This window comes from Pseudomonas californiensis, from assembly GCF_021147775.1.
Classification (GTDB): Bacteria; Pseudomonadota; Gammaproteobacteria; order Pseudomonadales; family Pseudomonadaceae; genus Aquipseudomonas; species Aquipseudomonas californiensis.
This window is the reverse complement of sequence record NZ_JAGTPK010000002.1, coordinates 61,072-82,408: the sequence shown is the minus strand read 5'-3', so window position 1 is coordinate 82,408 and position 21,337 is coordinate 61,072. Positions and strand designations below refer to the sequence as shown.

Annotated in this window: 16 protein-coding genes; 8 read left to right on the top strand and 8 right to left on the bottom strand. The window is 58.1% G+C overall.

Annotated features, from left to right (window positions below):
* Position 1 precedes the first annotated feature (1 nt).
* Together KDX37_RS02490 and KDX37_RS02485 are read left to right on the top strand one after the other, a co-directional pair.
* Positions 2-991, top strand: coding sequence for an ABC transporter ATP-binding protein (locus KDX37_RS02490; RefSeq protein ID WP_231651091.1), 990 nt, complete (start codon positions 2-4; stop codon positions 989-991).
* Positions 992-1,040: 49 nt separating this feature from the next.
* Complete coding sequence (locus KDX37_RS02485; RefSeq protein ID WP_231651090.1) at positions 1,041-1,694, top strand: HAD family hydrolase; 654 nt, start codon at positions 1,041-1,043, stop codon at positions 1,692-1,694.
* A 71-nt stretch (positions 1,695-1,765) separates the two neighbouring features.
* Here the strand turns inward: KDX37_RS02485 and KDX37_RS02480 are convergent, their stop codons facing one another.
* Positions 1,766-2,728, bottom strand: a complete 963-nt coding sequence (locus KDX37_RS02480; protein WP_231651089.1) for an NAD(P)H-quinone oxidoreductase — start codon at positions 2,726-2,728, stop codon at positions 1,766-1,768.
* Positions 2,729-2,865: 137 nt separating this feature from the next.
* On the opposite strand from KDX37_RS02480, the gene KDX37_RS02475 reads away from it, so the two are divergent.
* The gene (locus tag KDX37_RS02475; protein ID WP_231651088.1) at positions 2,866-4,947 is read left to right on the top strand and encodes a carboxy terminal-processing peptidase; all 2,082 of its coding nucleotides are present in this window, start codon (positions 2,866-2,868) and stop codon (positions 4,945-4,947) included.
* A gap of 124 nt (positions 4,948-5,071) precedes the next feature.
* The gene (locus KDX37_RS02470) at positions 5,072-6,844 is read left to right on the top strand and encodes a bifunctional diguanylate cyclase/phosphodiesterase (protein ID WP_231651087.1); all 1,773 of its coding nucleotides are present in this window, start codon (positions 5,072-5,074) and stop codon (positions 6,842-6,844) included.
* Between the two features lie 37 nt (positions 6,845-6,881).
* Here the strand turns inward: KDX37_RS02470 and KDX37_RS02465 are convergent, their stop codons facing one another.
* The 4 genes from KDX37_RS02465 to KDX37_RS02450 form a co-directional block, all read right to left on the bottom strand.
* Positions 6,882-7,253 carry a hypothetical protein gene (locus KDX37_RS02465; protein WP_231651086.1) on the bottom strand — a complete coding sequence of 124 codons (372 nt, stop codon included), beginning with the start codon at positions 7,251-7,253 and terminating at the stop codon, positions 6,882-6,884.
* Positions 7,250-7,588 (bottom strand): helix-turn-helix domain-containing protein, encoded by a 339-nt coding sequence (locus KDX37_RS02460; RefSeq protein WP_231651085.1) that lies wholly within the window; start codon positions 7,586-7,588, stop codon positions 7,250-7,252. Before KDX37_RS02460 ends, KDX37_RS02465 begins: the two co-directional genes overlap by 4 nt.
* A 100-nt stretch (positions 7,589-7,688) precedes the next feature.
* The gene (locus KDX37_RS02455) at positions 7,689-8,141 is read right to left on the bottom strand and encodes a YkvA family protein (protein ID WP_231651084.1); all 453 of its coding nucleotides are present in this window, start codon (positions 8,139-8,141) and stop codon (positions 7,689-7,691) included.
* A 451-nt stretch (positions 8,142-8,592) separates the two neighbouring features.
* A complete protein-coding gene (locus tag KDX37_RS02450; RefSeq protein ID WP_231651082.1) occupies positions 8,593-9,357 on the bottom strand; it encodes an FKBP-type peptidyl-prolyl cis-trans isomerase in 765 nt (254 codons plus the stop codon).
* A gap of 471 nt (positions 9,358-9,828) precedes the next feature.
* On the opposite strand from KDX37_RS02450, the gene KDX37_RS02445 reads away from it, so the two are divergent.
* Positions 9,829-10,359 (top strand): cupin domain-containing protein, encoded by a 531-nt coding sequence (locus KDX37_RS02445; protein ID WP_231651080.1) that lies wholly within the window; start codon positions 9,829-9,831, stop codon positions 10,357-10,359.
* A 131-nt stretch (positions 10,360-10,490) separates the two neighbouring features.
* Here the strand turns inward: KDX37_RS02445 and KDX37_RS02440 are convergent, their stop codons facing one another.
* From KDX37_RS02440 to KDX37_RS02430, 3 genes are all read right to left on the bottom strand, one after another.
* Entirely contained in the window at positions 10,491-10,880 is a 390-nt protein-coding gene (locus KDX37_RS02440) for a VOC family protein (protein ID WP_231651078.1), read from the bottom strand.
* A gap of 55 nt (positions 10,881-10,935) precedes the next feature.
* Complete coding sequence (locus KDX37_RS02435; RefSeq protein WP_231651076.1) at positions 10,936-12,126, bottom strand: CaiB/BaiF CoA transferase family protein; 1,191 nt, start codon at positions 12,124-12,126, stop codon at positions 10,936-10,938.
* Between the two features lie 156 nt (positions 12,127-12,282).
* On the bottom strand, positions 12,283-12,678 hold the full coding sequence (locus tag KDX37_RS02430) for a hypothetical protein (RefSeq protein ID WP_231651075.1): 396 nt from the start codon (positions 12,676-12,678) through the stop codon (positions 12,283-12,285).
* Positions 12,679-13,275: 597 nt separating this feature from the next.
* Here KDX37_RS02430 and KDX37_RS02425 point away from each other — a divergent pair.
* From KDX37_RS02425 to KDX37_RS02395, 3 genes are all read left to right on the top strand, one after another.
* Positions 13,276-14,517, top strand: a complete 1,242-nt coding sequence (locus tag KDX37_RS02425; RefSeq protein WP_406641252.1) for a pectate lyase family protein — start codon at positions 13,276-13,278, stop codon at positions 14,515-14,517.
* Positions 14,518-14,609: 92 nt separating this feature from the next.
* Positions 14,610-16,163 (top strand): rhamnogalacturonan lyase B N-terminal domain-containing protein, encoded by a 1,554-nt coding sequence (locus KDX37_RS02420; protein WP_231651074.1) that lies wholly within the window; start codon positions 14,610-14,612, stop codon positions 16,161-16,163.
* Between the two features lie 268 nt (positions 16,164-16,431).
* Positions 16,432-21,264, top strand: a complete 4,833-nt coding sequence (locus KDX37_RS02395) for a M10 family metallopeptidase C-terminal domain-containing protein (RefSeq protein WP_231656665.1) — start codon at positions 16,432-16,434, stop codon at positions 21,262-21,264.
* Positions 21,265-21,337: the final 73 nt, after the last annotated feature.

Genomic DNA, 21,337 nt, shown 5'->3' with positions numbered 1-21,337 from the left:
AATGAGTTTTGTCAGCATTGAAAACCTGCAGAAAAGCTACGCCAGCACCGCCGTGTTCAGTGACATCAACTGCACCATAGCGAAAGGCGAGTTCGTTACCCTGCTCGGCCCTTCGGGCTGCGGCAAATCCACGCTGCTGCGCTGCATCGCTGGCCTGACCTCGGTCAACAGCGGACGCATTCTGCTCGATGGCCAGGACCTGGTACCGCTTACTCCGCAAAAACGCAGCATCGGTATGGTGTTTCAGAGCTATGCGCTGTTTCCCAACATGACTGTGGAGCAGAACGTAGCCTTTGGCCTGCGCATGCAGAAGGTCAGCGCCGAAGAGAGTCAGGCGCGTGTTGCCGAAATTCTCAAGATGGTCGAGTTGCACGATTTCGCCAAACGCTACCCGCATCAGTTGTCCGGCGGACAGTGCCAGCGTGTTGCCCTTGCCCGTTCGCTGGTCACGCGGCCGCGCCTGTTGTTGCTCGACGAACCTCTGTCGGCGCTGGATGCACGGATTCGCAAACACCTGCGCGAACAGATCCGCGCCATCCAGCGCGAACTGGGCCTGACCACGATATTCGTCACCCATGATCAGGAAGAAGCGCTGACCATGTCGGACCGCATTTTCCTGATGAACCAGGGCCGTATCGTCCAGAGCGGCGACGCTGAAACCCTGTACACCGCACCGGTGGACGTTTTTGCCGCAGGTTTCATCGGTAACTACAACTTGCTGGAACCTGACGCCGCGACCCGTCTGATGCAGCGCCCGATCAACAGCCGCATCGCCATCCGCCCCGAATCCATTCAACTGAGCCTGACAGGCGAACTGGAAGGTGAAGTGCGCAGTCATAGCCTGCTCGGCAACGTCATCCGCTACCGGGTTCAGGCCCGAGGCGTGGAATTGGTGGTCGACGTACTGAACCGCAGCGCGGATGATCTGCATCCCGATGGCCGCCGTGTGACGCTGAACATTGAACCCTCGGCGCTCTGTGCCCTGGATTGAGCAAGGCCGGCTGGCCTCCACCTGATTCAACAACCTCTAGGAGGAGCAAATGGCTCTAGCAATTTTCGACCTGGACGAAACCCTGATCGGCGGCGACTGCGCGACGCTGTGGAGCGAGCAGATGGGCCGCCTGGGCTGGGTCGATCCGGTCTCGTTCATGCAACGCAATGACGAACTGATGGCCGCCTACAGTGCAGGTCAACTGGCGATGGAAGACTACATGGCGTTCAGCCTTGAACCCATGGCGGGACGCACGCCGGAAGAAATCGATCATCTGGTCGGGCCGTGGGTTGAAGACTTCATCGAACCGATCATCTACAGCGATGCCTGTAAATCCATCGCGCAGCACCGTGCCAAGGGCGATCGTATCCTGGTGATATCTGCGTCGGGTGTGCATCTGGTCAAACCCATCGCCGAGCGCCTGGGCATCGACGAAGTGCTGGGGATCGAGCTGGACGTGCAACACGGCGTTTACACCGGCGGCACGGTCGGCGTGCTGACTTACCGCGAAGGCAAGATCACCCGCCTGATGGAGTGGCTGGATGCCGAAGGGGAAAACCTTGAAGGTGCGAGTTTTTACTCGGACTCGCGAAATGACCTGCCGCTGCTGCTCAGGGTCGACCACCCGCATGTCGTGAACCCGGACGCCGTGCTGCGCGAGCACGCCGAGACGGCTGGCTGGCCGGTGCACAGCTGGAACTGAACAGGCGCGCGCCAAAAAAAAGCGGCCCCTCGGATTACCCCGGGGACCGCTATCTTTTTTTCAGGCGCTGATCACACCAGACTTTCGTCGATCACCAGCACAATCTTGCCCGACACCTGATTGGTGGCCAACTCTTCGAACGCCGCTTCGGCGTCGTTGATCGAAAAAGTTTTCGCCAATTGGGGGTTCAGGCGGCCTTCCGTGAACAACGGCCAGACGTGCTGACCCAGGTCACGCAGCAAATCAGCCTTGAACGTTTCGTCGCGGCTGCGCAGCGTCGAGCCCATCAGCTGTATCCGCTTGCCCAACACCTGCGCCAGATCGACCTTCGCGTCCCGACCGCCCATCACACCGATCAGCACCCAGCGGCCGTCCAGAGCCAGCAGCTTGACGTTCAACTCCGCGTAATTAGCGCCGACCGGATCAAGGATGACATTGAACGGGGCAAAGTCATTCAGCGCTTCAAGACTTTCGCTGCGTACCACTCCGCCCTGGGCACCCAGCGCAACGCAGTAGTTCAAGCGCTCAGTCGAACCGACACTGACCCAGACCGGGTTGCCGAACGCTTTGCAAAGCTGAATACCCGCTGAACCAACTCCACTTGCACCCGCGTGCAGCAAGACTTTTTCACCCGCCTTCAAACCTGCGAGCTGAAACAGATTCAGCCAGGCCGTGGCATACACCTCCGGAATAGCTGCTGCCTCGTGCAACGACAGGCCTTCCGGAACGGGCAGCACATGGCGAGCATCGACCACCACTTCTTCGGCCATCGCCCCGCCCGCCAGCAGCGCGCAAACCCGGTCGCCGACCAGCCAGGACGTGCCTGGACCGACTTCCGCGATCACGCCCGAGCACTCAAGCCCCAGCACCGAGGTAACGCCTGCAGGCGGTGGATACATGCCTGCACGCTGTAACAGATCGGCCCGATTCAAACCCGCCGCAGCGACTTTGATACGAACCTGCCCCACATCAAGGGCCGGACTTGGCTCCTCGACCCATTCCACGTGTCCTTCAACGCCTTGCAATGCCTTCACAGTGCCTCCATAGTGAGTCCAGACTGAGCCCGTGGCTGTTTGCCCGGGCTTTTGCATTATGCGGCCGGGTCCAAAGGAACCGGCGACCTCAAAGACGGCCTAATATGCGTTATCAATTGTCCTCGCGTCGAATCAGCATGAAGCAACTATTCCCTGGTACCGCCCTTGCACTGTTTGTCGGCCTGAGCGTTTTGCCGATGTCAGCCAGCACTTTTGCCGCCAACAGCTGGGATAACCTTCAGCCGGACCGCGATGAAGTGATTGCCAGCCTCAACGTCGTTGAGTTGCTGAAGCGACATCACTACAGCAAGCCGCCCCTTGACGACAAGCGGTCAGCGATCATCTATCAGAGCTACATCAAGCAATTGGACCCTTCGCGAAGCTATTTCATGGCCAGCGATATTGCCGAATTCGACAAGTGGCAGTTCCAGTTTGATGATTTCCTGAAGAGCGGCGATCTGAACCCGGGCTTCACCATCTACAAACGTTACCTGGACCGCATCAAGGCGCGTCTGGACTTCGCCCTGGCCGAATTGGGTAAAGGGGTCGACAAGCTCGACTTCAATACCAAGGAAACCCTGCTGGTCGACCGCAAGGACGCCGCTTGGGCCAAAGACACCGCCGAACTGGACGAACTGTGGCGCAAGCGCGTCAAGGATGAAGTTCTGCGCCTGAAGATCGCGGGCAAAGACCCGGCGAAGATTCAGGAAACGCTGACCAAGCGCTACAAGAATCAACTGGCCCGTCTTAATCAGACACGCGCCGAAGATATCTTCCAGGCGTACATCAACACCTTCGCCATGTCGTACGATCCGCACACCAACTACCTGTCGCCTGACAGCGCGGAAAACTTCGATATCAACATGAGCCTGTCGCTGGAAGGCATCGGCGCCGTGTTGCAGAGCGATAACGACAACGTGAAGATCGTGCGTCTGGTGCCAGCAGGTCCCGCCGCCAAGACCAAGCAGGTCGCTCCGGCTGACAAGATTGTCGGCGTCGCCCAGGGCGACAAGGAAATGGTCGATGTGATTGGCTGGCGCCTGGATGAAGTGGTCAAGCTGATCCGTGGTCCGAAAGGCTCCGTGGTTCGTCTGGAAGTCATTCCGGCCAGCAATGCACCCAACGACCAGACCAGCAAGATTGTCGCCATCACTCGCGAAGCGGTGAAACTCGAAGAGCAGGCAGCGAAGAAATCGATCCTGCACCTCAAGCAGGACGGCAAGGACTACAAGCTGGGCGTTATTGATATCCCGGCGTTCTATCTGGACTTCAAGGCCTACCGTGCTGGCGATCCTGAATACAAGAGCACCACGCGTGACGTGAAGAAACTGCTGACCGAGCTGCAGGCCGAGAAGGTCGATGGCGTGGTGCTGGATCTGCGCAACAACGGCGGCGGCTCGTTGCAGGAAGCCACCGAGTTGACCAGCCTGTTTATCGACCGCGGCCCAACCGTGCTGGTGCGTAACGCGGACGGCAAGGTCGATGTGCTCGAAGATGAAGCCAAGGGCGCCTTCTACAAAGGTCCGATGGCGCTGCTGGTCAACCGCCTCTCTGCCTCGGCGTCGGAAATCTTCGCGGGCGCCATGCAGGATTACCATCGTGCTCTGGTCATCGGTGGTCAAACGTTCGGTAAAGGCACCGTGCAGACCATTCAGCCGCTGAACCACGGCGAACTGAAACTGACACTGGCCAAGTTCTACCGGGTTTCCGGACAGAGCACCCAGCATCAGGGCGTCGTGCCGGACATCACTTATCCGTCGCTGATCGACACCAAGGAAATCGGTGAGAGCGCGCTGCCTGAAGCCATGCCATGGGACAGCATCAAGCCAGCCATCAAGCCCGCGGTCGATCCGTTCAAGCCGTTCCTGGCACAGTTGCAGGCACGCCATGAGTCGCGTTCTGCCAAGGATGCCGAGTTCGTCTTCATCGAAGACCGTCTTGCGCTGGCCAAGAAGCTGATGAGCGAGAAAACCGTCAGCCTCAATGAAGCCGATCGCCGTGCCGAACATGCATCCATCGAAGGCAAGCAACTCGCACTGGAAAACACCCGTCGCAAAGCCAAGGGCGAAGAACCGCTCAAAGAGCTGAAGAAAGAAGACGAGGACGCGCTTCCGGTCGAAGACGAGAAAACCAAGCCAGAGGACGATGCGTATCTCGCTGAAACAGGTCGAATCCTGATCGACTACCTGGGCCTGAGCGCATCGGTGGCCAAGAAATAAAACTGACAGGCTGATGGGGTGGCTAATTAGCAGCAACCGTCATCAAACAGTCATGAAGCTGTCGTGAAATATGGGGTTGAATCGCATTTGCGTTCAGCCCTTTTTTATTGCCATAGAGATGACCATGACCGCAGCCGAACAGTTGAGCGCACTGAGTTCCATTCTGGCTCGTCGTGACTTGCACAGCTTGTTCCAGCCCATCGTCTCGTTGTCGGAGCGACGCATCCTGGGCTACGAAGCCCTGACACGTGGCCCATCCAACAGCGCACTGCATTCGCCGCTCAATCTGTTTGCCGTGGCCCGCCAGGCGGGTCGCCTGAGCGAACTGGAGCTGACCTGCAGAGAAAGTGCCTGTCGTCGTTTCAGCCAGCAAAAGCTGCCTGGCAAACTGTTCCTCAATGTCTCGCCCGAATCGCTGCTCGAAACATCACACCCGCCAGGCCGAACGCTTGAAATGCTGCGTCGTTACAACATCGCGCCAAACAATGTGGTGATCGAGCTGACAGAACAGATGCCGACCGATGATTTCGATCTGTTGTACAAAGCCCTGCATCATTACCGTGATATGGGGTTTTCCATCGCGCTGGACGATCTGGGCGCGGGTTATTCGGGGCTGCGCCTGTGGTCTGAGTTGCGGCCCGACTACGTGAAGATCGACCGGCACTTTATCGACGGCATTCATCAGGATGCGGTGAAACGCGAGTTCGTCGGTTCCATGCTGCACATGGCGAAAGCATCCCGAGCCATTGTCATTGCCGAAGGCATTGAGCTGGCTGAAGAGTTGGCAACACTAAAAGACATGGGCGTGGACCTGGTGCAGGGTTATCTGCTCGCTCGTCCTCAGGAACGCCCGCCACGCGACACACGTAACATGCTGCCCGATACCGAGGCCGCCATTGCCTCCTTGAATGAAGACGTTGCAGACCTGAGCGCCCTGCTCAACCCGCAGCCGTCGGTCAGCCAGAACACGCCCACTGCAGAGGTGCTTGAAGCATTCCGCAAACAGGCCAACCTCAATTCGCTCGCGGTATTGGACGAGCACGAACGGCCTTGCGGCATCGTGCACCGGCATTCACTGTCCGAGGCGCTGCTCAAGCCCTTTGGCACCGAGTTGTTTGCCCGCAAACCGATCAGCCGCCTGATGAGTGAAGATTTTCTGGCAGTCGAAGTCAGCCAGTCGTTGCAGCAGGTCAGCCGATTGCTCACCAGCCGTGCGCGTCAGCGAATCGAAGAAGACTTCATCATCACGCTCAATGGTGCCTACCTGGGCCTGGGACGGGTGATCGATGTGTTGAAGCTCATCACCGAACTGAAGATTCAGCAGGCGCGCTACGCCAATCCGCTGACCCTGTTACCTGGCAATGTGCCCATTCAGCAATGCCTGACACGCCTGCTGCAGCAACAGCGCGAATCGATGATCTGCTACGTGGACATCGACAGCTTCAAGCCTTTCAACGATATCTACGGCTATGCCCGGGGCGATGAAGTATTGCTGTGCCTGGCGCAATGTCTGAACGACCGAGTCGATCCCAGCCGGGATTTTGTGGGACATATCGGCGGAGATGATTTCCTGATGGTGCTGGGCTTTGATGAGTGGAAAAAGCGCCTGCACATCCTGCTCGATGACTTCCAGAACCAGTGCCGCCGCTTCTATCGCGCAGAGCATCTGGAAGCAGGTTGTTTTGTGGGGCTGAATCGCCAGGGACAACGTCAGGAGTTCCCGTTGCTCTCGCTGTCGATTGGCGTGGTGCACCTGCGCGAAGAAAGCTGTAACCAGGTCAACGCCAGCCAGCTCGCCGACCTGGCATCACAGGCCAAACACTTCGCCAAGGATGTCGCGGGTGCCAGCATCCACGTGCTGGACTCAACCCGGCTGGATTTGCTGGCGAGCGCCTGAGAGCGTCGGCCGATGACCGCACTGAGTCAGTAACTCGCTATTGGACTTCTACTTCGGGATAGCTGTATTCGAACACCCGCACCACTTCTGAAGCATGCCAGGAGGCAGCGGCCACACCATCGGATGGGCCGCAAAATCGGCCCAGACGTTCGGCACATTCAAAAAAACCGGGACGTGGAAGACGGCTCGCGCCTTGGCTGATCACCAACGAGCTGCGCAGAGGCTGCTCGGCACGAGCGTCCAGGGCGGCCAAATGCTCAAGGGCCGCCGTCAGGGTCTGCATGGCAGGGCTGGGCAGTTGCAGTCGCTCCAGCAAGGCTCGATAGGTCACCAGATGACGTTGACGGCGTGCATGATTCAGCTCACCCAACAGCCCTTCCCAGTGCTGTCGGCTGATGCGCACGCTCACGACTCACTCTTCCAGCCGGGTACACCCAGCTCCCATGCAAGGCTGCGCTTGATCGCGGCGTCAGGCTGACGGGTGCCGCTTTCAATCAACTCCAGGTAAGACGGACTGATGCCGACCGCGCGCGCCAGGCTGGCGACTTCAAGGCCCTTGGCGGAGCGCAATGCCCCCAACTGGTCGAAGCCTGGATATTCAACCTCTGCAACCGGAGCGCCCGGTTGAGCGGCCGCGCGAGGCTTTTCAGCAAGACCTGCTGCTTTGAGCAGGGCTTGATACTGGGCCCAGGGAAGCACCGCGTATTCCGGTTCTCCGTCACGAGATATCACTTGAAGATCCATAGACTCCCCTTTCACGCCAAGGCCAAATGCTGGATGTGCTTACTCCATATGCTGGCATCTTAACAGCGGAACGCTACGGCTTGTGTCAAACCTGTAACACTTAAGCCCTTCCCTTCTCTTTCTCCAGCAACGCCTGCGTTTCGGGCAATTGTTCGACCACAACCAGTTTTTCCGGCGGCTGCTGCTCGCGCCAGGCGCGAAACGCATCAAGCTCATCCGTCAGATGCTTCATGACCCAGGCCAGAACCGCAATGTCGTCAAACATGCCGAGCCCTGGAATCCAGTCAGGTATGGCATCAAGCGGGCTGAGGAAATACATGAGACCTGCGACGATGGACACAATCGCCTTGGGGCTTATGTCCCGGTATTCGCCGCGCCAGTACGCCAGGCACAGCGACTGGAGCAGACGCAAGTCGTCTTTGAACTTGCCCAACCGGCTGCCCTCGCTGGAGCCTTTGCGCGCCACGGCAAACAAAAGGCCCGGAAGCCGTCCCGCCGCAATCAAGCGCCGGGCACCAGGCAGGTAACGAATCAGGTTCCACGGTGCTTTCATATTCACTCCCGTTGAGCAAAGGTTGTTTCGATGCAGGGCACGATACACAGCCGTCTTGAGGATCAAGTCCTTGAAGGCCTTTTCACTTCAAGTGACCTTCCATAAGAGGGCCAGGGACAAGGTTCGTCTCAAGGTTATCCACATTAATTGTGGATAACCTTGTGAACAGCCGTCTTTTTTGTTCATGAACAGCCCGTTTTACGGGGCTCGAAGTCAAATCGGGCGTTTTTTACTCACAAAAAAAACCCATCAAATCGTTGACTTGGACGCCCCGTTGAGCTGTATCGCTTATCCAGTCAGACTGTCGGACAATCTGCCGACAAGCCCGCTGAACTTCATGACCAGGCTCACGATAGTAGTGGGACTGTGCAGATGGCCAAGCGTTCGGGAAATAGACCACACACAAAAACGCCCTGTCGAGACAGGGCGTTTTCAGTAGCCGGGTGTAACGTTACTTCTTGGCTGGAGCCGATGCAGCTGGAGCCGATTCTTCTTCGTCAGCATCAGGTGCTGGCGCAGCAGCCGGGTCCTTGATGCCAAGCAGTTCCAGGTCAAAAACCAGAACCGAGTTGGCAGGGATCATCGGGCTCGGGCTCTGAGCACCGTAAGCCAGATCGCTCGGGATGAAGAGCTTGATCTTCTCGCCAACGTGCATCAATTGCAGGCCTTCGACCCAACCAGGGATCACGCCGCCAACCGGCAGATCAATCGGGCTGCCGCGCTCGACGGAGCTGTCAAACACCTTGCCGTCAGTCAGCTTGCCTTCGTAGTGAACAGTCACCACATCGGTCGGCTTGGGCTGAGCGCCGTCAGCTTTCTTGATGATCTGGTATTGCAGGCCGGACGCAGTGGTCACTACGCCGTCCTTCTTGCCGTTTTCTTCGAGGAATTTCTTGCCAGCAGCTGCCGACTCTTCGCTCATCTTGGCCAGACGCTCTTCAGAACGCTTTTGCAGCGCCGAGAAGGCTTCTACCAACTCTTCATCTTTGAGCTTCTGATCTTTCTTGCCGACAGCGTCTTCGATACCCAATGCCACAGCTTTGGAATCCAGATCATCCATGCCTTCCTGAGCCAGGCTTTTGCCCATGTTCAGACCGATGCCATAAGACGCTTTTTGTGCCGGGGTTTTCAGCTCTACGGTGCTGGCTTGCTTGTCACAACCTGCGAGTACCAGACCGACCAGGGCAATCGCCGCTGCCAACCGATGCTGTTTCATGCTAATTCCTTGTTCATGCGCCAAAAGGGCAAACGAGTAAAGCCGCGAGCTTATCAGGCCGCCGCGATCAATGGCTACCGGCATGAGAGAGGCAAAACGCCGATAAGTTCAGGTATCCAAAGGTTTTCCCGGCGCGACGTCACGCTGTTCAGCCGAAGTTCAGATTATCGGATTGCCGGCGCGGCTTTGGGCAAACGCAGGATTGCGCGCCGGGAAGACACAGAAAGCAGGCTGCCTGTCACAAGTGTCGCATCGATGCCGCACGCAGTTGATCGGGCGTAGCGTCCTCAGGACCTGACAGCGTCCCGCTATGACACTGGTGTCGATGACCACCTGGATGAAATTAAAGATAATTTTTAACGCGTCCCGTATGTGGTTCGATCCACGGCGAGGGTAATCGCACCCATGACGTGCCACGGTGCTCCACCTGATACCGAGGCTTTACGCAGCTTGCCATTTGCGGAAAACACTATGTCACCGAACCCGCGTTCTGACTTCAAGGCCTCGACAGCTCGCCCATTCACTCGATGGAGCGCAGGCCTGGCTGTGATTGTGGCTGCGGCCACCAGCGCTGCGCCCGAGACGACTTATGCCTCAACACCCCCTGCCGTGGTGACGCAAGGCATCAAGGCCTTCAAACTGTGCACTGGTCCGGACAACCTCTCCCACGTGGTCGAAGGGTCGATTGATCAGACGGCAATGACCGATGTCAGCACGCTGCATTTCACAGAAACACCTGCGCACTCCACCTACAACTGGCATCCCGCACCTGAGGCGCAATACGTCATCACCTTGTCGGGCACCCTGGAATTCTCGACCACCGGCGGCGAAAACTTTGTCCTTCACCCAGGCGACGTACTGGTCGCCCAGGACACCACCGGCCCAGGCCATCGCTGGAAGCTGCTTGATGACCAGCCCTGGCGCCGGGCTTACATCATCCTCAAGCCAGGCACAGGTGATGGGTTCATTGCCAAAAGCGGCGGTCCAGCCAAGCCCTGCTGACCAGTGAGTAAACCCATACTGTCTGGCTCAATGGTGGTCAGCTTCCAAGGGCTGACCTTCAGCCCTCGATCCGTTGAACGCACGATCCGACCGATGCCAGAGCATGCGCCATCAGCCCCTCTACCGGCAGCTCATCCCCCCACGCGGATCTGCTCGGAAATCTCGATCAGGTTCAGGTCAGGGTCGCGCACGTAGACCGAAAAAATCGGCCCGGTCGCTCCCGTGCGCTTCACCGGTCCTTCGACAATTGGCCATTCCTGTTCCCGCAGATGCTCGATAACCGCTTCAAGCGGAATGCTGGCGATGAAACACAGGTCCAGCGCACCCGGCACCGGCAGATGTGCCTTGGGCTCGAATTCTCGACCACGCTCGTGGACGTTGATTTTCTGGTTGCCGAAGCGAAACGCAAGTCGGCCCTGGCTGAACCGCTCAGGTGTCATGCCCAGAATCCGGACATAGAAATCCTTGCAGGCGTCGACGTCTACGGTGGTCAGTACCAGATGGTCAAGATGATCGATCACGGGATCAGCTCCGTTCAGAATATGAGTCTCTTTACGTTACAGACCACACTCTGGATCAAATAACGCCAAGCCGACGCCATTCGGCGCGAGTGGCTGCATCGATGCCATGCGCTTCAAGGACCAAATCAGTATCCGCGCCAAGCGTCGGCGCCCTCGAACGAAGTTGCCCAGGCGTGGCCTGCAGCTTGGGCACGATACCGGGCACCGTCACAGGTGTGCCGTCGTCCAGCGTGTCTTGCAGCAGCATGTCGCGCGCCTGATAGTGCGGGTCAGCGGCGATATCGGCTGCGTCGTAGATTTTGCCAGCCGGTATGCGCGCCTCATTGAGCGCAGTCAGCACATCGTCCAGTGAACGTTCGGCTGTCCAGGTTGAAATCGCCGCGTCGATGCGTGCGACGTGCCTGACCCGGCCATCGTTGTGCTTGAGTTCGGGGTCGTCGGCCAGATCCATTCGGCCGATTTTTTCCATCAGCCGGCGATAGATGCTGTCGCCATTGCCCGCAACCAACGCGTATTTGCCATCGTTGCAACGATAAGCGTTGGTCGGCGCGATACCGGGCATGCTACTGCCTGCGGGTTCGCGCACGACGTTGAACACCGAATATTCGGGGATCAGGCTTTCCATCGTATTAAACACCGACTCGTACAACGCGACGTCGATCTGCTGACCTTCACCTGCATTCTGCTCGCGATGACGCAAGGCCAACAGAATACCGATGACGCCGTGCAGCGCCGCCAGCGAATCGCCAATCGAAACACCCACCCGCACCGGCGTGCGCCCTGCCTCGCCCGACAAATGACGCAGCCCGCCCATGGCTTCGCCGATAACGCCGAAACCGGGGCGATCACGATAGGGGCCAGTCTGTCCAAAGCCCGACACCCGCAACATGATCAGTTTCGGGTTGAGCGCATGCAGTTCCTCCCAGCTCAGCCCCCACGCTTCGAGGGTGCCGGGACGGAAGTTTTCGATCAGTACGTCCGCGTCCCGGATCAGGCGTCGAGCCATTTCCTGCGCCTCGGGTTTGTGCAGATCCAGAGTGACCGATTGCTTGTTGCGCGCTTGTACCGCCCACCAGACAGACGTGCCGTCATGCAGCAGGCGCCACTTGCGCAACGGGTCGCCCGTCAATGGCGGCTCTACCTTGATGACCTCAGCCCCGAACTCGGCGAGCATTTTCGCGGCGAAGGGTCCGGCAATGAGCTGACCGAGCTCCACCACCTTGATGCCCTGAAGAGGTAGGTTCATGACACGTCCGTACGGGTTGTGAGTGGAGGTAGATAATCGGCGCAAATGACGAAGATTAAAAGTCAGCGTCGGTTCTCGGCGCGGCAGTGGAGAGGATGCATCCTTGCGGACGCACCCTGGAAATGCTTCACGTGTTACAGGAAACGCACCCGCAAATCAGTTACTGCACATCAATTGGAAACTCATTGAAGAGTGACCTGATGCGCCGTCCTTGCCGACCATCAGGCCCAGCACGTTAAGTTTTTCGGTGGTCGCAGCACCGCCCAACTTGGCGTGGCCATACAGCAGACGCTCGTAGTCGCTGGTATCGGTGGACGACACAGAACAGAAACCTGGCGCCTCATTGAACTGACCTTCCTTGAAGGTCACTTCGTAGGTAGCGAAGTAGTCCTTCTGACTGGTGAAACGCACAGCCTTGATCCACTGCGGGGACTGAGAAACGATGTTACCGTCCTGATCGACCGTGGCGGTGTGCAGCACGGAGCTGGCCATTGCGTGAGTAGAGAGCAACAAGGCTGCGGTTATCAACGTCACACTGAAACGCTTTTTCATCATATAGTCCTTTAACGAAATCAATATATACATCGTCAACAACACGCCAACGACATGGAAAGTTATTTGTTTATCGCGAGCGCTTTAAATCCGAAAAGAGCCACGCTCGACTGACAACCGCAGCTAAGACCAACTACTAGAAAAACTCAAGCAACTCTACTCATCAAATAATAAATACGAAAAGAGTGACACCTCAATAAGAAAACGCTGACACGTAAATAGTGCCCAACTTACAAAACAGACTATTTAACGACTCAAACAAGAGCTGATACTTGCTCAGTTGCCTGAGGATCAAACGTATCACTGCCCCTGTAAAAAAAACGGGGATCCTGGCGATCGAGGCTCACTGGGACGTGTTCAGGCGGCGTTCAGGCGGCAAAGACCTATGCGTGTTAAAAATCAAGCAAGATCCTTTCAGACGCTTGTAAGCGCATGAAGCAAGCACATGACGACGTACGATCAAGACATTGCATCGGAGTTGTTTCAACGACATTCAACACCCACGAGCCACAGAACGCGAGCCAGAACATGAAGTTTCAATCGCTGGGTATACGGTCTTTCCTACAGGCTCAGGTTAACCACTCGCTCAACAAAACCATCAAACTTTCGTCATGCTGGATACTTGCCCTCAGCGCTCTGTTATTGGTGCCTCAATTTTCCCATGCAGCAAACCAGCCAGACGGTTTTGCCACGGGAGTCACAGGTGGAGGGAGTGCTACGGTGGTGCATCCGGCGACACTCGACGACCTGAAAAAAGCCTTGTGTGATGCTTACGATCAACGCGGCAATTGCACAGACGATACACCGCGAGTGATTGAGCTCGATCACACCTTCGATTTTCGCGGCAGCGTTATGTCCAACGGCAGCGCCAGCACCACCGAAGCCGGTTGCATGGCAAACCCTTGCCCACAAGGTGGCGGACAATGGGCGCTCAATGGCGCAAACAACTTCTGTCAGTCAAAGCCGCCGGCCACCGTGACGTATGACAATGCCGGGTTGAAACGCCTGAAGGTAGGCTCAAACAAGACACTGACGGGGCTGGGCAATCACGCTGGCATACAGGGAATGGGGCTGCTCATAGGCGGCGGAGCCCATAACGTCATCGTTCGCAACCTGACCCTGTCGGATATCAACCCACGCGTGGTCTGGGGCGGCGATGCGCTGACGCTGGATGACGCAGACGGCGTATGGATTGACCATGACACGTTCGCCCGTATCGGTCGGCAGATGATAGTGACCGGCTGGGGAACTGCGTCTCACGTGACCATTTCCAACAATGACTTTGATGGACGCACGCCCTACTCCGCGACCTGCGACGGACATCATTACTGGGTATGGCTGTTTCTCGGCCATCACGACACCCTGACTGTAGAGAGAAATTACATTCACGATACGTCCGGACGCGCCCCTCATGCGGGAGGTATGGGCGACGCCGAAGTCACTGCACAACTGGTCAACAACGTGTTTGCGAACATGACTTACCAGGGCGCAATCATGTCGAGGACAGACACTTCACGTCTGCTGGTTGAGGGCAACGTTTTCCAGAACGTGATCCACCCGGTCTTCAATGACACCCATCAGCCAGGCCTTGCCTTTGCTCCCTTCAGCACGGCTTCCGAATCGGCCCACAGCGCATGCCAGACGGCTATAGGCAGACCGTGCGCAAGCAATCAGGCGCAACAAAGCGGAGCCGACTACCGGCCTGAGGACAGGGATGCCCTCAACGCCTTCACCCCTTACGGGCGCTGGCTCATCACGCCCTTGCCCGCCGATCAGGCGCGCGCCCTGGTGCTTCGAGACGCGGGCGCTGGCAAATCAGACATGAGCGTGTCGAAATGATCGGTGCTTCACGCCAGATGTGTACTCCACAGAAACCGCCGCTGCCAGGCCGTCGGGGGAGCATTGTGTTTGGCATGCTGTGTGGAGCGTTCATGATGCCTTGCGCGTACAGCGCCAGCTTCGGTTTCATACGAACGGAAACCCAGGCGGTTGTCGATACCGGCGCCGACCTGGTCTTCAGCGTCGATACCCGTAACGGTGACCTGACGTCCATGCGCTTCAAGGGCGAAGAGCTGCAGACCACCGAGCCAAAGGCGTCGCAGATTGCATCGGGCCTTGGGACCGCACAAGTGGATGTGCGCACTGCGGGCGATGTGATGGTAGTCAGCGTACGACACGGCGATCTGATTCACTACTACATGGCTCACAAGGGCCGCGACGCCATTTACATGGCGACTTATGCTCCGACCCTACCGCCGGTAGGCGAGCTGCGGTTTGTCGCAAGGCTGAACGTCAATGCTTTGCCAAAGGCCGACCGAGGCACCGACTCCAACGTCGGTCAGGCCATCGAAGGCAACGATGTCTTTCTGTTGCCAGACGGCCGAACCAGCTCAAAATTCTATTCCGCACGCCCGATGATCGATGACCCTGTGCACGGCGTGAGTGGCCCGGGTGTCGCCGTCTATATGCTTATGGGCAACAGGGAGCGGAGTTCCGGAGGCCCCTTTTTCAAGGACGTCGCCACGCAAAAGACTGCGAAGACGCATGAGCTGTACAACTACATGTACTCCAATCACACCCAGACCGAGCCGTATCGAGCTGGTCTGCACGGTGTGTACGGCTTGCTGTTCACTACAGGTGGCAAGCCATCGGCGCAACTGACAGATCTGGGGTTTGTCACCAATGCGCTGGGACTGGAGGGATACCTGGACGCTGCCGGACGAGGTTCGGTATCGGGACACAGTTCAGGCGTACCGGCTACCTTGCCGGCCTTCATAGGCCTGAGCAACGCAACCGCTCAATACTGGACTCAGCCAAAGACCAGCGGTGACTTTCAGTTGACAGGTGTACGACCTGGCCGCTACCGGATCACGCTCTATCAGAACGAACTGGAGGTGGCTCAGTCCACCGTGGACGTTGTCGCAGGCAGCGACCGCGAAGCCAATTTGCAGGCTGACCCGCCCGCGGGCCGAGTGAAATGGCAGATCGGGACACCCGATGGCACACCGGCAGGTTTTCGTAATGCCGGCCAGCTGGCATCCGCCCACCCATCCGACTCACGAATGGCCCCATGGGAAGCCACTACGTTTTCTGTAGGCTCAAGCCCGTTGAACGATTTTCCAGCGGTGCAGTGGCGTGACGTCAACACACCGACACGGATCAACTTTGAGCTGCACACAAATGAAGTGCGCAATTACCGGCTGCGTATGTTCATTTCCCTCACCCAAGCCGGAGGTCGCCCACGGCTAACGGTCAATCAGCGCTGGACGGCCCCTGTCCCGCCCGCACCGAACCAGCCTGAGAGTCGTGGCATAACGCGCGGGACTTATCGAGGCAACAACACGCTATTTGAAGTGAGCATTCCGGGTTCGGCATTACAGTCGGGCTTGAACTCTCTGGACATCGGCGTTGCATCGGGCAAGACCGGTGCAGGCTTTCTAAGCCCGGCGATTGTCTTCGACAGCGTTCAATTGATCGAAGACTGATCCGCAGCTCACCGTCCTCAACACCATCCCGACAAATACCCTTTCGCCAGCCCCCAGGGCCAAGGTTCTGTTTTTTGACGCCAGCCTGTCGACCCCCCCGCAACCGACCGCCACAAATACGGCAGCCATAAGATTGACGCAGATAGCCGCATTTTCTCCGAAAATATAGTACATATCACGCAACTTTTTTTATTATGAGAGTCATATACATCCGGGCGCTGCAACATTGACTTCATTACCTAACATCTTCGCGGCCCGGAGTAAGTCCATGACATTCAACATAAAAGACTATGGAGCTTTGGGCGACGGCGTCACGGACGATACAGCAGCTATACAGGCAGCCATCGATGCGGCTGCGGCAGCAGGTGGCGGGCAGGTGGTGATGGACGCCGGAACCTACATTGTCTCGGGTGGCGAGGAACCGTCCGATGGCTGCCTCATGCTCAAGAGCAACGTCACCCTGTCCGGCGCGGGCATGGGCGAGACAACTATCAAACTCAAGGATGGCTCGGACACCAAGGTCACCGGAATCGTGCGCTCCGCCTACGGCGAGGAAACGCATGATTTCGGCATGAACAACCTGACACTGGATGGCAACCGTGACGCCACCACCGGCAAGGTGGACGGCTGGTTCAACGGCTACATCCCGGGTTCGACCGGCAAGGATTCGAACGTCACCCTGGACAGCGTCGAGATCAAGGACTGTTCGGGGTATGGCTTCGATCCCCACGAGCAAACCGTCAATATGGTGATCAAGAACAGCGTCTCTCACGGCAACGGGCTGGACGGCTTCGTCGCGGATTACCTGAGCGACAGCGTGTTTGAAAACAACGTCGCCTATAACAACGATCGCCACGGCTTCAACGTGGTGACCAGCACCCATGACTTCACCCTCAGCAACAACGTCGCCTACAACAATGGCAGCACCGGCATCGTGATCCAGCGGGGCAGCGAAAACATTCCGTCGCCCGCCAACATCACGATTATCGGCGGCGAAGTCTACGGTAACGGCGCCGAAGGCGTGTTGATCAAGCTGTCCAGCCAGATCTCGGTCAGTGGTGTGGATATTCACGACAATGGCAGCGCGGGTGTCCGCATCTACGGCAGCTCCAGGGTGGACCTGGTTGACAACACGCTGAGCAATAACTCGCTGGGAGCACCGGTACCCGAAATCATCATCCAGTCTTATGACGACAGGTCGGGTGTATCGGGCCAGTACTTCAACGGTAGCGACAACCTGATACGCGGCAACGTCATTACCGGCAGCGATCTGTCCACCTACGGTGTCGCCGAGCGCAACGAAGACGGTACCGACCGCAACAGCGTAGTCGGCAATACCATCAGCCACACCAGCAAAGGCCTGACCCTGATCTATGGCGACGGCAGTTTTGCTGGCGCAGATTTCCCGCTGATCACTGTGCAGGGCACCGCTGCCAACGACACGATCAACGGCGGCGCCGCGAATGAATTGATTTTCGGCCTGGATGGCAAGGACACCCTCAGCGGTGGTGCGGGCAATGACACGTTGGTCGGCGGTGCAGGCGCGGACAAACTCAGCGGCGGTGCAGGCGCAGACGTCTTTCGTTTCGACGCATTGACCGACAGCTTTCGCACCGCCAGCACCAGTTCCACCGACCTGCTCACCGACTTTGACATCAGCCAGGACCACATCGACCTGTCAGATCTGGGCTTCACCGGGCTCGGTAGCGGCAAGAACGGGACCTTGAACGTCAGCTACAACGCGACGACCGACCGCACCTACATCAAATCGCTCGACGCTGATGCCAGCGGAAATCGCTTCGAGCTGGGCCTGAGCGGCAACCTGAAAGACACACTGAACGCCAGCCATTTCACATTCCAGCGCGTGATCGAAGGCACCGACGATGGCGATACGCTGACCGGCACCGATGGCAACGATGTACTGAACGGCAACGCAGGGACTGATCGCATCAACGGCGGGGCTGGGGCCGATGTCATCAATGGCGGGGCCGACGCGGACACACTCAGCGGCGGCACAGGGGCGGACGTATTCATCTACAACTCGCGCCTGGACAGTTACCGCAACTACAACGCCAGCGGCAGCAAACAGAGCGACACCATTGTCGATTTCGACCCCACTCAGGACCGCATCGACCTGTCCGGCATCGGACTGCGCGGGCTGGGTGATGGAAGTGCCAATACCGTTTACCTGTCGCTCAATGCCAGCGGCAGCAAAACCTACGTCAAGACCGATGCGTTCGACACCACCGGCAATCGCTTCGAGATCGCTCTGGAAGGCAACCTGATTGGCAAACTGAGCGCATCCAATTTTATCTTTTCCACAGTCTCATCCACCAATCAGGCGCCGACCCTCAATACGCCATTGATGGACCAGAACGTCAGCGAGCTGGCTGCGTTTTTCTATACGGTGCAACCGGGCAGCTTCAGCGATCCGGACAGCGACGTACTCAGCTACAGCGCAACACTTTCCGACGGCAGCGCCCTGCCCGACTGGCTGACATTCGACAGCAAAAGCCTGACGTTCGGCGGCACGCCAGGCGGCACCGCATCGGGGATATATTCGGTATTGCTGACCGCCAGCGACGCAACCGGCGCTTCGGTGGCTGACAGTTTCGCCATCACCGTCGGCAACGTAACTCCAGGCGTGCTCACCGGCACCGAAAACGGCGATTCACTGTTCGGAACCGAAGGTGATGACACGATTCTGGGTCTGGGCGGCAATGACTCGCTGCGTGGCGACACCGGTGCAGACGTCCTCAATGGTGGCGAGGGTCGCGACAGCCTGTACGGCGGGGCCGGTAACGACACTTTTATCTACGGCGCCCTCAGCGACAGTTACCGCGACTACGACACTGACGGCCTGACCGCCACCGATACGATCTACGACTTCACCCCCGGCCAGGACCGGATAGACGTATCGGCTCTGGGTTTCCTCGGTCTGGGCAATGGTGAAAATCACACGCTGTACATGACCCTCAACGAAACCGGTGACAAAACCTACATCAAATCCGCCACGCCGGACGCCGACGGCAATCGCTTCGAAATCGCCCTCAGCGGCAATTTGCTCAACACCTTGACCGAGGCAGATTTCGTATTCGGCCAGCGCGCACCGCAGGAGATCCTTTATCTGCCAACGCTGGGCCAGTCCAACGCTCGCCTGCTGCGCATGACCGAAGACGATGATCAATCGGGAACCTCGGAACTGGTCAAGGACCTGACTCATTACACCCCTTACGACGTACGCAGTCAGTTCACCGACGCCAATGGCGATGGTATCGACCTGGCGGTCGGCGGCAGCACGGTTGTCGGCTATTCGACCGGCACCCTTGAGGAGCAACGAGTCTCCTGGTGGCTGACCGACACTGACCAGCCCGGCCCAGCCTTGCTGCGCGCCGTCGAACTGCTCAAGGCACAGTTGGCCACCCTCACCGCCATCGACAAGGTGACCACCGGCATTATCTGGGGTCAGGGCGAAGAGGCCGCCCAGGAAATCGCCCGCGCCAGCGACAAACAAGCCGCCGCAGATCTTTACAAAGCCTCGACCCTGAAGGTGTTCGACTACCTGCACTCGCAGATAGGCGACTTCGATGTGTACCTCATGGAGACAGGTCACTATCAGACCGAAGCCGCCAAAGCGCGCGGTTACACCGACGAAAAAATAGACGCCATCGTCGAAGGCACCGGCTACGTGAGGGCCGCTCAGGAAGCCATGGCCAGCGAGCGTGTCGACGTCAAACTGGCCGTCGACTACACCGATCTACCCCTGCGCTACGAGGTCAATCCGCTGGTCTATCCCGACGACGTCTGGCACCTGCACGAAGAGTCCGCGGAAATCGTGGGCCAACGGCTTGCGGACTTCATTGCAGACGACAAGGGCTTTCGCGGCAACGCCAGTGACAATAATGATCCTGCGGACATTACTGACGGCGGCCAGAACGAAGGTGGCAATATCTTTGGCACCAGTGACGATGACACCCTGGTGGGCGGCACTGGCAATGACACGCTGGACGGCGATCAGGGCGCAGACGAAATGACTGGTGGGGACGGCAACGATATTTATGTGGTCGACAACGCTCTGGACACGGTCATCGAGAGCAGCGATTCCCCCTCACAGATCGACACGGTACTGAGCTCGGTCTCCTGGACGCTGGGCGCCAATCTGGAAAACCTGGTGCTCACCGGAGTCTCTGCAATCAATGGCACCGGTAACGCGCTGAAAAACGTGATCACCGGTAATGCGGCCAACAATATCCTCGACGGCGGCGCGGGGGCCGACCTGCTCACCGGCGGCGATGGCTCGGACAGCTACTACGTCGATGATGCGGCAGATCGAGTGGTCGAAACCAATGCCGATCCACGGACCGGCGGCATAGACACCGTCTACAGCGCCGGAACGGCCTACACCCTGGGCGCCAACCTGGAAAATCTGGTGATCACCAGCACAGGCGTCGCCAACGCAACAGGCAACGCGCTGGACAACGTGCTTTATGCAGGCGCAGGCGACAATATCCTGGACGGGCGCGACGGCAACGATACGGCGTCCTACCTGTTCGCCAGCGCAGGCGTCACCGTGGCTCTGAATACCAGCGCACAACAGACCACCGGCGGATCTGGTCTGGACACCCTCAAAGGTATTGAAAATCTTGCTGGCAGCCGCTTTTCAGACTCACTGACCGGCAACAAGAACGCCAACATCCTGCTGGGCGGCGACGGTGACGACGCCCTTTTCGGTGGCGCAGGCGACGACGTACTGGTTGGCGGGTTGGGTACTGACACACTGGTCGGCGGCACAGGCGCTGATCGCTACGCGTTCAACAACCCTAACGAGATGGGACTGGGTGCACCGCGCGATATCATCACCGGCTTCAAGACCGCAGAAGGCGACAAGCTGGATTTTTCTGCCATTGACGCTCGCCCCCAGACCAGCACCAAGGACCCATTCGTCTTTATCGGCAACGCCGGATTCAGCACCAACAACAGCGGGGAGCTTCGGTTTGCCGATGGTGTGCTGTACGGCAATATTGACGACGATATCGAACCGGACTTCGAAATTCAGCTCACCGGAGTGCAGAGCCTGCAGGCAACCGACATCATCGTCTGACTGACTGGCCACACAGCCCTGCCCGCGCGCTTCAGCAATGACCAGGCGCGGGCAGCCACACAACCGTAGCGCA

What these genes read in the sequence shown, in the direction of transcription:
- KDX37_RS02455 (WP_231651084.1), bottom strand. Translation starts at nt 8,141, where the DNA reads ATGAAAGCACCGTGGAACCTGATTCGTTACCTGCCTGGTGCCCGGCGC.
- KDX37_RS02420 (WP_231651074.1), top strand. Translation starts at nt 14,610, where the DNA reads ATGATGCCTTGCGCGTACAGCGCCAGCTTCGGTTTCATACGAACGGAA.
- KDX37_RS02445 (WP_231651080.1), top strand. Translation starts at nt 9,829, where the DNA reads ATGTCACCGAACCCGCGTTCTGACTTCAAGGCCTCGACAGCTCGCCCA.
- KDX37_RS02460 (WP_231651085.1), bottom strand. Translation starts at nt 7,588, where the DNA reads ATGGATCTTCAAGTGATATCTCGTGACGGAGAACCGGAATACGCGGTG.
- KDX37_RS02490 (WP_231651091.1), top strand. Translation starts at nt 2, where the DNA reads ATGAGTTTTGTCAGCATTGAAAACCTGCAGAAAAGCTACGCCAGCACC.
- KDX37_RS02435 (WP_231651076.1), bottom strand. Translation starts at nt 12,126, where the DNA reads ATGAACCTACCTCTTCAGGGCATCAAGGTGGTGGAGCTCGGTCAGCTC.
- KDX37_RS02485 (WP_231651090.1), top strand. Translation starts at nt 1,041, where the DNA reads ATGGCTCTAGCAATTTTCGACCTGGACGAAACCCTGATCGGCGGCGAC.
- KDX37_RS02395 (WP_231656665.1), top strand. Translation starts at nt 16,432, where the DNA reads ATGACATTCAACATAAAAGACTATGGAGCTTTGGGCGACGGCGTCACG.
- KDX37_RS02470 (WP_231651087.1), top strand. Translation starts at nt 5,072, where the DNA reads ATGACCGCAGCCGAACAGTTGAGCGCACTGAGTTCCATTCTGGCTCGT.
- KDX37_RS02450 (WP_231651082.1), bottom strand. Translation starts at nt 9,357, where the DNA reads ATGAAACAGCATCGGTTGGCAGCGGCGATTGCCCTGGTCGGTCTGGTA.
- KDX37_RS02475 (WP_231651088.1), top strand. Translation starts at nt 2,866, where the DNA reads ATGAAGCAACTATTCCCTGGTACCGCCCTTGCACTGTTTGTCGGCCTG.
- KDX37_RS02430 (WP_231651075.1), bottom strand. Translation starts at nt 12,678, where the DNA reads ATGAAAAAGCGTTTCAGTGTGACGTTGATAACCGCAGCCTTGTTGCTC.